Origin of the sequence: Variovorax atrisoli (genome assembly GCF_014195185.1) — a bacterium.
Taxonomy (GTDB): Bacteria; Pseudomonadota; Gammaproteobacteria; order Burkholderiales; family Burkholderiaceae_C; genus Variovorax; species Variovorax atrisoli.
Map to the genome: position 1 here is coordinate 278,326 of NZ_JACIBG010000006.1, position 12,323 is coordinate 290,648.

The window sequence follows — 12,323 nt, forward strand, 5'->3', positions numbered from 1 at the left end:
ATCTTTTTGATGCCACACTGCGAGCCCAAGTTCAGGGAAACCAGCGCCGTGGCCATGACCATCGAAGTCTTCGACTCCCGTTTCGCTCCCGTCGCCCAGGGCGCAGGCCCGCTCGAACGCCTGTGCACCGGCGCCGTCTGGAGCGAAGGGCCGGTGTGGATGCGCGAGGACGGCTCGGTGCTGTGGAGCGACATTCCCAACAACCGCATGCTGCGTTGGCACGCCGAAGACGGCATGAGCGTGTGGCGCGAGGGCGTGGAGTTCACCAACGGCCACACGCGCGAGGCCGACGGGGCGCTGCTGCATTGCTCGCACGGGCTGCGTGCCATCGTGCGCACGCGCTTCGCGGGTTCCGGTGAGGGCCTGCAGCCGCTGCCCGACGAAGTGGTGGTCGACCGCTACCAGGGCCGCCGCCTCAACTCGCCCAACGACATCGTCGTGAAGCGCGACGGCAGCATCTGGTTCACCGATCCGCCCTACGGCATCGTCTCCGACCGCGAGGGGCACAAGGCGCAGAGCGAGCTGGGCCGCAACCACGTGTTCCGCTTCGACCCCGCAAGCGGCGCGCTGCGCTCGGTGAGCGACTTCGTGGAGGAGCCCAACGGCCTGGCCTTCTCGCCCGACGAGCGCATCCTCTATGTGAGCGATACCTCGGCCGCGCTGCGCACCGACGGCTCGGGGCACCACCACATCGTCGCGTTCGACGTGATCGGCGGGCAGGACCTCGCGAACCCGCGTGTGTTCGCGGTGGTAGACCCGGGGCTGGCCGACGGCTTCCGCGTCGACGTGCACGGCTTCGTCTACACCAGCAGCGCCGACAGCGTGCAGGTCTACCACCCCGACGGCACGCGCCTTGGGCGCATCGCGGTGCCGGAGAAGGTGGGCAACCTCACCTTCGGCGGGTCCGACGGCGACGAGTTGTTCGTATGCGCCTCGGCCTCGCTCTACCGCATCCGGCTGAACACGAGCGGGGCGGTGCGCGCATGAACACGCCGCTGCTGCAGTTCCGGGCCGTGAGCAAGCGCTTCGGCGGCACGCAGGCGGTCGACAAGGTCACGCTGGACGTGCGTTCCGGAGAGATCCTCGCGCTGCTGGGCGAGAACGGCGCGGGCAAGTCCACGCTCATCAAGCTGCTCGCGGGCATCCACGCGGTGGACGACGGAGAGATTCTTTTCGACGGCCGGCCGCAGGCCGAGTGGCGGCGCGGCGACCGGCGCGAGCAGCCGGTGGCCTTCATCCACCAGGACCTGGGCCTCGTCGAGTGGATGACCGTGGCCGAGAACGTGGGCCTGGGCACCGGCTACCCGCGCCGCTTCGGCCTCATCGACTGGAAGTCGGCGAACGACGCGGCGCGCCGCGTGATGGCGCGCGTGGGCTGCGACATCGACCCCGGACGCCGCGTGTTCTCGCTCACGCGCGCCGAGAAATCGCTGCTCGCCATCGGCCGTGCGCTCGAAGTGAAGGCGCGGCTGCTGGTGCTCGACGAGCCCTCGGCCAGCCTGCCGATGAGCGACGTGGAACGCATGTTCGCCGTGCTGCGCGAGCTGCGCCGGCAGGGCATGGCGATGATGTACGTGTCGCACCGGCTCGACGAGGTGATGGCCATTTCGGACCGCGCGGCCGTGATGCGCGACGGCAGGCTGGTCGCGGTGAAGACCACGGCGCAGACCAGCGAGGGCGAACTGGTGGGGCTGATCGTGGGCAAAGCGCTCTCGGCCTCGGTGCAGAAGGCGAGGGCGCCTGCGCGCAGCGAACCCGTGCTCGAGCTCGAGGGCGCCGCCAGCGGCAACGCCGGCCCGCTGAGCCTGTCCGTGCACCGCGGCGAGGTGCTCGGGCTCGTGGGCCTGCGCGGCGCGGGACACGAGGCCATCAGCCGCGCGATCTTCGGGCGCGAGCCGCTGTCGGCCGGGCGCATGCAACTGCTGGGCAAGGGCTGCGGCTTCAGTTGCCCGGCCGATGCGATCCGCGCGGGCGTGGCCTACGTGGCCGGCGAGCGCCTCGAGGAGAACCTGGCCGGCTCGATGAGCGTGCTGGAGAACCTCTTTCCCAATTCGACGCTGCATGGCGACCGCGGCCTGGCCTTCGACCGGCCGCGCCGCGAGAACGAGGGCGCGCTCGCGCTCATCCGCCGCTTCGACATCAACCCGCCCGCGCCCTCGGCCGAAGTGCAGCAGCTCTCGGGCGGCAATCAGCAGAAGGTGGTGCTGGCGCGCTGGTTCCACCTCGACAAGCCGCTGGTAGTGCTCGAGGAGCCGACCGCGGGCGTCGACGTGGGCGCCAAGCGGCAGATCTACAGCGTGCTGCGCGAGCGCGCCGAGGCCGGCACGGCGCTGGTCGTCGTCTCCACCGACTTCGAGGAGATCGCGACCGTGTGCACGCGCGTGCTCGTCTTCCGCGACGGGCTGATCGCGGCCGAGCTCACGGGCGAGGCGATCACCGTCGAAAGACTCCTGGCATTGGCAGCAGGCGCGGCGACGCGCGAGGAAGTTCCCGCATGAGCAGCTCGATCAAGTCCACGGCGCTGGAGCCCGACAAGTCCCTCGACGGCGAGGCCGTCTCGCTCGCGCAGAGCCTCGGGCGCGCGATGCCGGTCTACGGCCTCGTCGTGCTCACGGTTGCGCTCGCGCTGCTGTTCTCGGTGCTGCTGCCCGAGACCTTTCCGACGCTCTTCAACCTGCGCGCGATCCTGGCCGACAAGTCGGTGATCGCACTGTTGGCGCTGGCCGCAACGATCCCGATGATCACCGGCAAGATCGACCTCACCGTGGGCTACGGCATCGTGCTGTGGCACATCCTCGCGATCAGCCTGCAGACGCAGCTGGGCCTGCCGTGGCCGGCGGCGGTGCTGGTGGTGCTGCTGTGCGCGGCGCTGTTCGGCGTGCTCAACGGGCTGCTGGTCGAGCTCGCGCAGATCGACTCCTTCATCGCCACGCTGGGCACGGGCACGGTGATCTACGCCATGGCCATGTGGCACAGCGGTGGGCGGCAGGTGGTGGGCGAGCTGCCCGATGGCTTCGTGGGCATCGCGGGCGGCAGCCTGCTGGGGCTGCCGGTGGGCGCGTTCTACGTGCTCGCGGTGAGCCTCACGCTGTGGGTGGTGACCGAGTTCACGCCGCTGGGCCGCGCGCTGTACGTGATCGGCGCCAACCCGAAGGCGGCGCAGCTCAACGGCATCTCGGTGCGCAGGCACGTGATGGGCGCCTTCGTCGCCTCGGGGCTGCTGTCGGGCTTCGCGGGCGTGCTGCTGGCCTCGCGCCTGCAGATCGGGCAGGCGAGCGTGGGGCTCGAATTCCTGCTGCCGGCGCTGGTGGGCGCGTTCCTCGGCTCCACCACCATCCGGCCCGGCCGCGTGAACGTGTGGGGCACGCTGGTGGGCGTGGCCATCCTCGCCATCGGCATCTCGGGCATCCAGCAGTTCGGCGGTGCCTTCTACGTGGAGCCGCTCTTCAACGGCCTGACGCTGCTGGTGTCCATCGGCATCGCGGGCTGGGCGCAGCAGCGGCGCAACCGCTCGATCAAGCGGCGCATCGCCGAGCGGCAGCTCGATCAAGCGCAACCGGTTACCCCAACGCCGTCGGAATGACGGCCCACTACGACGACTGGAGACAAGCATGAAGAAGAGTGTTCCCGCGCGCACCGTCGCTGCCGCGGTGCTGGCGCTGTGCGCAGCCGCACTGGCGCCGAAGGCCATGGCCGACGACTTTCTCGATGCCGCGAAGAAGAAGGTCGAGGTCGCGACCATGACCAAGGAGAAGTGGGACGGTCCCACCGCCGGCCCGAAGGCCGCGGCCGGCAAGACCATCGTCTTCGTCGCGGGCGACATGAAGAACGGCGGCATCGTCGGCGTCAGCAAGGGCGTGGAAGAGGCTGCCCGCGCCATCGGCTGGACGGTGCGCGTGATCGACGGGCAGGGCACGGTGAGCGGGCGCACGGCCGCGCTCAACCAGGCGCTGGCCGTCAAGCCCGCGGGCATCGTGGTCGGCGGCTTCGACACCACCGAGCAGAAGGCCGCGTTCGCGGGCGCGGCCAAGTCGGGCATTCCGCTGGTCGGCTGGCACTCGGGCGAGCAGCCCGGCCCGAACGAGAAGGCGGGCCTCTTCGCCAACGTGACCACCGTGACCGACGACGTGGCCGATGTCGCCGCCTCGTGGGTGGTGGCCGATTCCAACGGCAAGGCCGGCGTGGTGATCTTCACCGACTCGCAGTACGCCATCGCTCTCTACAAGGCGCGCGCGATGGAAGCCGTCATCAAGAAGTGCGGCGGCTGCACCGTGCTGAGCTTCGAGGACAGCCCCATCGCCGAGAGCTCCACCCGCATGCCGCAGCTCACCACCGCGCTGCTGCAGCGCTTCGGCGACAAGTGGACGCACTCGCTGGCCATCAACGACCTGTACTTCGACTTCATGGGCCCCTCGCTCACGGCGGCCGGCAAGAAGGGCGACGGCGCGCCCAAGGCGGTGTCGGCCGGCGACGGCTCGGAGGCGGCCTACCAGCGCATCCGCACGCAGCGCTTCCAGGCCGGTACCGTGCCCGAGCCGCTGAACATGCAGGGCTGGCAGATCGTCGACGAACTCAACCGCGCCTTCGCCAAGGAGAAATGGTCGGGCTACGTGCCCAAGGTGCACCTGGTGACCGTGGGCAACGTCGGCAAGGACGGCGGGCCGAGGAACGTGTTCGACCCGGACAACGGCTACCGCAACCAGTACAAGGCGATCTGGGGCAAGTAGGGCGGGGCCGCGGGGAGGCCATGAGGGCCTTCAGCGGATCTCCCGGTGCATGAAGGTCGCGTTGTCGATGACGTTGTGCATCTCCAGCCCGCGCTTGTCGAACAGCTTGATGTCGGTGCTCGCAGGCGTGTATTCGAGGATGCCGAAGTTCTCGCGCTCGCCCGTGAGGTAGTACTTGGTGACGAAGGCGCCCGAGGACACCACCTCGAACATCTTCGTCTCGCCGGCCGGCGGCAGGAAGGCGTTCTCGTGGATGTCGCCGGTCAGGAAGATCGACTTGCGACCCTGGATGATCGCGCGGAACCTGGCGTAGTCGTCGCGGTAGCGCATCCAGCCGTTGCCGGTCGCGCGGATCGGGGTGCCGGCGCAGATCAGCACGTAGCCCTGCTCGCCGGCCAGCTCCTGCTTCAGGTAGTCGAGCTGCTTCTGGCCGAGCAGGGGCTTGGCGTCGCCGGGGACGGTGCTGTACCAGCGGGTGTCGAGGAAGATGGCCTTGCCGATACGCTGCTGCTCGTGAATCAGCGGAATGGAGTAGTAGATGCCGTCGACGGCCGGGTCGAGGTGCGCCGGGTTGTTCAGCTGCCCGATCTGCATGTACTGCGTGAAGAGCCGCCTGGTCTGCTGCTTCACCGCTGCGCTGACGTCCGAGCCGTGGGCGTTGTTCCAGGCGAAGTCGTGGTCGTCCCAGGTGCCGTACACGCCGCCGCCGTTGTCCTGCTTCTGGCGCAGCGCGTCGCGCAGGGCCTTGAAGTTCGCGACGTTCCACTGCGCTTCGTACTTGCCCTGCATTACGTCGGCGAACTTCGCCGCGTCCCACTTCGATGGCTCGCCCAGTCTGGGAAAGTAGTCCATGTAGATCTGGTCGCCCAGGAGGAACAGGTAGTCGGGCTGCTCCTGCGCGATGCGGTCCCAGACGTGCTGGTAGCCGTCGGGGCCGGGCTTGAAGTTCATGCACGACGTGAAGGCGATCTTCATGGGGGGCTCCTCTTCCGCCGGTCTGGGCGCCGGGGTGAGGCGGATCATAGGCAGCGGCCGCGCGCTGTCCCTCCGCAGAATATGGGATGGCGCCGCGCCCTCAGGCGCGCTCTTTCTTGAGCTGGCGCAGCGCCGACTGGGCGTGGGCGACGAAGCGGTTCGCCAGCTGCGAAGCCGCGAAGTTCTCGTTGGTCACCGCGAAGATGTCGAAGGAAGGCGCGTTGCGGATCGGCCGGAAGCTGAGCCTGTCGGTCATGCAGCCGCGCGCGGTGAGGTCGTCCACGATGGCCACGCCCGCGCCTGCCGCGGCCAGGGCGCATGCGCTCTGGCCAGCGCGCACCTCGATGCGGGCATCGGGCTGCAGCCGGTGCCGCAAGCACCAGTCGGCAATGATGCGGCCCTGCGGCGTGTCGGGGCTGAAGGAGATCATGCGTTCCTTCAGGATGTCTGCCGGTGACAGCGTGCGCCGCGTCTCCAGCGCATGGCCGCGCGGGAACACGCCGGCCAGCGTCCACTGGCCTATGGGGCGGGAGCTGAGCAGCGGATCGTCGATGGCCAGCGTGGAGATCGCCACGTCGGCCTCGTGCGCGGCGAGGCGCTTCACCATCTCCCTCGCGAGCAGCACCTCGAAGTAGATGCGCGCCGACGGGAACTCCTCGCCCAGCGCGGTGAGCGCGCGCGGCACCATGTCCAGGCCCGTGCTGGGGCTGCACAGCACGCGCAGCGTGAGCATCTTGCCGTCCTTCAAGGCCTGCGCGCAGTCGTCGATGCGGGCCACGCCGCGATACACCTGCTCGACTTCGGCGAAGAGCGCCTGCGCTTCCGGCGTGGCCAGCAGCCTGCCCTTGCGCCGCTCGAAGAGGCGCAGCCCCAGCTGCAGTTCGATGTGCGAGAGCATGCGGCTGATGCCCGGCTGCGAGACATGCAGCGAGCGTGCGGCATCGGTGACGGAGCCGGCCAGCATGACGGCGCGGAAGACTTCGATCTGTCGGAGGTTCATGACATCGCCCATCCCATCGGCGTGATTCGATAACGCGATGTTATGGCGTTGCCACGTGTTGGTATTTGCCGGGAGCACGGCCGCTTCCTAGCATCGGACCTTCTTTTCCAGAACAACCAGATCAAGAGGCAAACAGGACATGGCCAAAGCCACAGCCGCCGCGCGCGGCATCACCCGCAGGCATGCGATCTCCGCGCTCTCGGCAGCGACGCTCTCCCTGGCCCTCGGCCGCAGCGTGCATGCCGCCGACGCCTGGCCCACGAAGCCGGTGCGCATCATCGTGCCCTTCGCACCCGGCGGCGGTGCCGACGGCTCGGCGCGCGTGCTGGCCGAGGTGCTGGCGCCGCAGCTCGGGCAGCCGGTGATCGTGGAGAACAAGCCCGGCGCGGGCAGCGCCATCGGCGTGATGGCGGCGCTGCAGAGCCGGGACGGGCACACGCTGCTGATGGGCAGCAACAGCATGGTGATCAACCCCTCGCTCAACCCCAGGCTGAGCTACGACGTGGCGCGCGACTTCGACGCCATCGGCATGGTCTCGCAGCAGCCGCTGGTGCTGGTGGTGCCGGCCGACTCGAAGGCGAAGACGCTGGCCGAACTCGTCGCGCTGGCCAAGGCGCAGCCGGGCAAGCTCAGCGCGGGCAACAGCGGCACCGGCACGCTGGCGCACCTGACGGCGGAACTCTTCGCGCAGGAGACCGGCACCTCGCTGGTCAGCGTGCCCTACAAGGGCGAGAGCGCGCTGATGCCCGACCTGATCTCGGGGCTGGTGTCGATGGGCTTCCTGAACCTGCCGAGCGTGATCGTGCACATCCGCTCGGGCCGGCTGCGCGCGCTGGCGGTGTCGTCGGCGCAGCCGGTGGCCGAACTGAACGATGTGCCCACGCTGCGCAGCCTGAGGCTGCAGAGCCTGGAGGTCGAGGGCTGGGCCACGCTGGTGGCGCCCAAGGGCAGCATTCCGGCCGAAGGACTGGCGCGGCTCGAGAAGCTGCTGGCCTCGGCGCAGCAATCGGAAGTGGTGAAGAAGCGCTTCGACGCGCTGAGCCTCGAGACCTTCATCCGTGGCCGCGAGGCCACCGCGCAATACCTCAAGGCCGAAGGCGCCCGCTGGGGACAGGTGGTGAAGAGCCGTGGCATCCAGGTCGAGAACTAGCATGGGCAGCGAGAACATCGGAACAAGCCACGCGGTCGAGGCCGACGTGGTGGTGTGCGGCGGCGGCGTCGCGGGCACCATGGCCGCAGTGGCTGCGGCGCGGCAGGGCGCCTCGGTCGTGCTGGTCGAGCGCTACGGCTTCCTCGGCGGCAACGCCACGGCCGGCGCGGTCGCGCAGTTCAACAGCTGGCAGACCGGCAACGGTCGCACGGTGGTGGCGGGGCTGGCCGACGAGGTGGTCCGGCGGCTGCGCGCCTACGGCGGCGCCCGCGAGCACGACCGCTTCGTGATGTCCACCGGCCATCACATGGACCGCGTCGAGTACGAGCCCGAGGTGCTCAAGCTGGTGCTCGACGACATGGTGGCCGAGGCCGGCGTGCGGCCGCTGCTGCACGCGAGCCTGCTCGACGTGCAGTGCGAAGGCCGGCGCATCACCGGCCTGCGCGTGCTGACCAAGGGCGGCGTGCTGTCCTTGCGGCTGGGCGTGCTCGTCGATGCATCGGGCGACATGGACGCGCTGAAGCAGGCGGGCGCGCGCTTCCTCGAACTCGGCGGCGGCGAGGCGCTGCAGCCGGCGACGATGATGTTCCGCTTCGGCCCCATCGACTTCGAGCGCTTCGGCGCACTCTCGAAGGCCGAGCTCGCCGAAATGGCCGCAAGGGGCTACGCGCAGGGCGGGCTCGCGCGGGCCGCGCTGCATTCGAGCCGCGTTCCTCATTCGGACGATGCCTGGTTCAACATCAGCCGCCTGGCGATCGATGCCACCGACCCGATGGCGCTCGGCGGCGCGGAGATCGAAGGCCGGCGCCAGGCGTGGAAGGCGGCCGGGTTCATCGCGGCCCATGTGCCCGGCTGCGGCAACGGTCGGCTGCGCGCCTTCGCCACGCAGGTGGGCGTGCGCGAGACGCGCCGAGTGGAGGGCGACCATGTGCTCACCGCCGCCGAACTGCTGCAGCCTGTCGAGTTCGCCGACGCGGTCGCGGCGGGCGCCTATCCGATCGACATCCATCCGGCCAAGGGCGGCTCGCTGCACTACGTGCCGATGGGCGACGACCACGCCTACCAGATCCCGTACCGCAGCCTGATCCCGACCACGCTCGACAACGCGCTGGGCGTGGGGCGGGGCATCTCGGCCAGCCACGAGGCGCTGGCGGCGATCCGGGTCATGACGATATCGATGGCGGTGGGGCATGCCGCGGGCATAGCGGCGGCCATGGCGGCGCGCTCTGCCGGCGAGGGCATGGGCGCGCAGGTGCGTTCCGTCGCGGTGCCTGCCCTGCGCGAGGCGCTGCTGCGCGGCGGCGCCGTGCTCGCCTAGGGCCTGCGAGCAGGCCCCGGCTGGTCAGAGCCAGTTGCCGGTCTGCGGCATCTGCACCTTCTCGGCAGGGTCGCTGCCGGTCACGAAGGAGCCGATGACCACGCTCAGCAGCGAGATGAAGATGCTCGCGAAGAGCGCGGTCCAGAAGCCCGACACCCTGAAGCCCTTCACCAGCGCAGCCACCAGCAGGATCATCAGTGCGTTGATGACCAGCAGGAACAGCCCGAAGGTCACCAGCGTCAGCGGCAGCGTCAGCACGATCAGCAGCGGCTTGACGATGGCGTTGGCCAGGCCCAGCAGCAGCGCCGAGACCACCAGCGCACCGGTGCTGTCGAACTTGAGTCCGCGAAAGAGATGGCTCGCCACCCACAGAGAGACGGCGGTGATGGCCCAGTGGACGAGGAAGGGAGTCAGGTTGTTCAGCATGGATTCGGTGGCGTGTGGCAGCAGACGCAGAGCTTGTTGCCTTCGGGGTCGCGGAAATAGGCTCCATAGTAGTCCGCGTGGTAGTGCGGCCTGAGGCCGGGCGGGCCTTCGCAGGCGCCGCCCTGCGCCAGCGCCGTGGCATGGGCGCGGTCCACCGCAGCGCGATCCGCGGCCAGCAGGGCCACCATCTGGCCGTTGCCGGGCGAGGCCGCTCGCTCGTCGTAGGGCGTGCCCACCAGGAACAGGGGGCGCGGCGCGTCTGGGCTCTGCCAGCCGGCCCAGGGCCTGGCGTCGTCCCTGAACCTCAGCTTCAGCCCGAGTTCGCGCATCAGCGCGGAATAGAAGGAGAAGGTGCGCTCGAAGTCGTTCACACCGATGTAGACGTGGGACAACATGCGATTAATTCTTCCGGGTTATCGCCGTCATTGTGGATGCAACGATCGACTGTTACCCGATGAAACATTGCCGGGGGCACCGTTAAGATCGTCGGCTTATGGCCAATGCGTCGATCGCCAGCATGACCCCCGCACCCGCTTCGGCCGACGAGGCCGAATCGTGGGTACGCGGCGAACTCATCCGCAGCCTGATGCGCTCCGCGCGCGGCTCCTACCTGGTTTCGGCGGCACTGATGCCGGCGATGGTCGGCCTCAACTGGGGCTATGTGCCGCGCTGGGAGCTGCTCCTCTGGCTCTTGGCCGGCGTCATCGCCACAGCCTGCCGCGCGTGGGGTGCGCGGGTCTATGCGGTGCGCTATGCAGGGCGCAGCGCCGCCGCACAGCAGCAGTTCACCGAGCGCTACGGCTTCGTCTGGAGCACCAGCGCGGTGGTGTGGGGCCTGTCGGTGCTGCTCTTCTTCGAGCGCACGCCGCAGGTCAACCAGTTCATGAGCTGGCTCATCGTGGCCGGCGTGGGCACCTTTCCTCTCAACGGGCTCGCGCTGCATCCGCCGCTGCTCAAGCGCTACGTCAACACGCTGTTCATCACGATGCTGGCGGCGGTGCTGCTGCGGCTGGTGTCCATCACGCTGCATCATCCGCAGTTCCAGTACGGCTACCTGATGCCCATCCTGCCGATCCTCCACTGGTTCCTGCTGCTGCGGGCCGGGCGGCACATCTACGAGACGGCGCGCAACAGCCTGGAGCTGCTGTTCCACAACCACATCCTCATCAAGTCGCTGACCCAGCAACGCCAGGCGGCGGTGTCGGCCGTGGCCATGAAGAACCGCTTCCTGGCCAGCGCCGCGCACGACATGCGCCAGCCAGTGCTGGCACTTTCGTTGTACGCCGACTGGCTGCGCAACGAGCCCGAACTGGTGCTGGAGCTCGCACCGAAGATCGTGCGGGCCACCCATGCGGTGAATGCGCTCTTCGACTCCATGTTCGACCTGGCGCGCATCGACTCGGGCCAGGTGCGCCTGCACGTCGAGCGGGTCGACGTGCCCGAACTGCTGCACGACCTCGAACTGCAGTACCGCCCCGTGGCCGAGAGCCGCGGGCTGGATTTCCGCGTGCGCATGTGCGAGGGCTCGTTCCTCACCGATCCCATCCGCGTGCGCCGCATGATCGGCAACCTGCTGGCCAACGCGATCAAGTACACGACCGAAGGCGGCGTGCTGCTCGCCGCCCGCCAGACCCGCGACGGCCTGCGCGTGGAAGTGTGGGACACCGGCATCGGCATCGCCCCCGAGCACCTGCGCGACGTGTTCCTGGAGTTCTACAAGGTGGCCGACCACGCCGGCACCTCCGACGGCTTCGGCCTCGGCCTGGCCATCGTCGCGCGCCTTTCGCACGTGCTGGGTCACCCGGTCAGCGTGCGCTCGCGCCTGGGCAGCGGCAGCGTGTTCCGCGTCGCGCTGCACGATGCCGACGAGGCGGTGGCGCAGGCGAGGGTGACGGCCTCTGGCGGCTGAAAACCCACACCGACCCGCTCCAAAAAAAACCGCGCCTGAGCGCGGTTTTTTTCAATTCGGGAACACCGAGGATCCGGCTGTGCCGGTCCTCAGGTGTTGCCCCCTGCAAGGGGGTTGGCGCAGCGACACGAAGTGCGCGAAGCCTGGGGGTTAGCCCAATTCAACCGGACAACAACCCGTTCGTCCGCGCGTAATGCAGCGCCTGCGTCCGGCTCTTCACGCCCAGCCTGCGGAACAGGCGCCACAGGTGGACCTTCACCGTGTGTTCGCTGATCTCCAGGTCGGTCGCGATGTCGCGGTTGCTCATGCCCTTGTCGAGCATGGCGATCAGCTGCGTCTGGCGCTTGGAGAGCTTGCCGCTATTGGCGGCGGGCAGCTCGTCGGCCTCGTCCTCCGAGCCGGCCATCAGCAGGCCGCGCAGGGCGGCTGCCAGCTCGTTGGAGCTGGCCGACTTCTCGATATAGGTGTCGGCCCCAGCCTCGATGCAGGCGTCTTCCATGTCGGCGGACGGCGCCGCCGAGTACACGGCAATGGGCACGTTCGGATAGACCTGCTTGACCGCGATCACGCCCGAGACGCCGTTGGTGTCCGGCAGCTTCAGGTCCAGGCAGAAGAGCGTGGGCGCGCCACGCTGCTGCACGGAGCTTGCGAGCTTGTCGAGGCGTTCGAGCTCGACGATGTTCTCGGCCGGGCGCAAGCGCCGCAAGACCATCACGATCGCGTCGCGCATCAGGGGGTGGTCGTCGATGACATAAATGCTCATGTTTTCTTCCTTTGTGATCGCACCGTCTTCTCTCGTCGTGCTCACCGGCCGATAA

The 12,323-nt window shown here is 68.8% G+C and carries 12 protein-coding genes; 7 read left to right on the top strand and 5 right to left on the bottom strand.

All coding sequences use genetic code 11. The annotated features are described in order from the left end of the window. The first annotated feature begins 54 nt into the window (after positions 1-54). Genes FHY06_RS21915 through FHY06_RS21930 form a run of 4 tightly spaced genes read left to right on the top strand, consistent with a single transcriptional unit; the run spans position 55 to position 4,727 of the window. Complete coding sequence (locus FHY06_RS21915; RefSeq protein WP_184606283.1) at positions 55-987, top strand: SMP-30/gluconolactonase/LRE family protein; 933 nt, start codon at positions 55-57, stop codon at positions 985-987. Beyond that, entirely contained in the window at positions 984-2,498 is a 1,515-nt protein-coding gene (locus tag FHY06_RS21920) for a sugar ABC transporter ATP-binding protein (protein ID WP_184606284.1), read from the top strand. Before FHY06_RS21915 ends, FHY06_RS21920 begins: the two co-directional genes overlap by 4 nt. Then, complete coding sequence (locus tag FHY06_RS21925) at positions 2,495-3,583, top strand: ABC transporter permease (RefSeq protein ID WP_126183207.1); 1,089 nt, start codon at positions 2,495-2,497, stop codon at positions 3,581-3,583. Before FHY06_RS21920 ends, FHY06_RS21925 begins: the two co-directional genes overlap by 4 nt. 28 nt (positions 3,584-3,611) lie before the next feature. Beyond that, the gene (locus FHY06_RS21930) at positions 3,612-4,727 is read left to right on the top strand and encodes an ABC transporter substrate-binding protein (RefSeq protein ID WP_019657861.1); all 1,116 of its coding nucleotides are present in this window, start codon (positions 3,612-3,614) and stop codon (positions 4,725-4,727) included. 30 nt (positions 4,728-4,757) lie between these two features. On the opposite strand, the gene FHY06_RS21935 is transcribed toward FHY06_RS21930, so the two are convergent. Together FHY06_RS21935 and FHY06_RS21940 are read right to left on the bottom strand one after the other, a co-directional pair. After that, positions 4,758-5,702: an alkaline phosphatase D family protein gene (locus FHY06_RS21935; RefSeq protein WP_184606285.1), complete on the bottom strand. Its 945-nt coding sequence runs from the start codon at positions 5,700-5,702 to the stop codon at positions 4,758-4,760. A 100-nt stretch (positions 5,703-5,802) separates the two neighbouring features. After that, positions 5,803-6,702 carry a LysR family transcriptional regulator gene (locus FHY06_RS21940; RefSeq protein ID WP_184606286.1) on the bottom strand — a complete coding sequence of 300 codons (900 nt, stop codon included), beginning with the start codon at positions 6,700-6,702 and terminating at the stop codon, positions 5,803-5,805. 139 nt (positions 6,703-6,841) lie between these two features. Here FHY06_RS21940 and FHY06_RS21945 point away from each other — a divergent pair, with 139 nt between their 5' ends. Then, entirely contained in the window at positions 6,842-7,852 is a 1,011-nt protein-coding gene (locus tag FHY06_RS21945) for a Bug family tripartite tricarboxylate transporter substrate binding protein (protein WP_126183210.1), read from the top strand. 1 nt (position 7,853) lies between these two features. Next, positions 7,854-9,170 carry an FAD-dependent oxidoreductase gene (locus tag FHY06_RS21950; protein ID WP_184606287.1) on the top strand — a complete coding sequence of 439 codons (1,317 nt, stop codon included), beginning with the start codon at positions 7,854-7,856 and terminating at the stop codon, positions 9,168-9,170. 24 nt (positions 9,171-9,194) lie between these two features. Here FHY06_RS21950 and FHY06_RS21955 read toward each other — a convergent pair whose 3' ends face one another. Together FHY06_RS21955 and FHY06_RS21960 are read right to left on the bottom strand one after the other, a co-directional pair. Beyond that, positions 9,195-9,596, bottom strand: a complete 402-nt coding sequence (locus tag FHY06_RS21955) for a phage holin family protein (RefSeq protein ID WP_019657856.1) — start codon at positions 9,594-9,596, stop codon at positions 9,195-9,197. Then, on the bottom strand, positions 9,590-9,991 hold the full coding sequence (locus tag FHY06_RS21960) for a VOC family protein (RefSeq protein WP_184606288.1): 402 nt from the start codon (positions 9,989-9,991) through the stop codon (positions 9,590-9,592). The genes FHY06_RS21955 and FHY06_RS21960 overlap by 7 nt, the downstream gene beginning before the upstream one ends. 98 nt (positions 9,992-10,089) lie before the next feature. On the opposite strand from FHY06_RS21960, the gene shkS reads away from it, so the two are divergent. Next, positions 10,090-11,505, top strand: a complete 1,416-nt coding sequence (gene shkS, locus FHY06_RS21965; RefSeq protein ID WP_019657854.1) for a surface-behavior sensor histidine kinase ShkS — start codon at positions 10,090-10,092, stop codon at positions 11,503-11,505. 160 nt (positions 11,506-11,665) lie between these two features. Here shkS and FHY06_RS21970 read toward each other — a convergent pair whose 3' ends face one another. Beyond that, complete coding sequence (locus FHY06_RS21970; protein ID WP_019657853.1) at positions 11,666-12,268, bottom strand: LuxR C-terminal-related transcriptional regulator; 603 nt, start codon at positions 12,266-12,268, stop codon at positions 11,666-11,668. Positions 12,269-12,323: the final 55 nt, after the last annotated feature.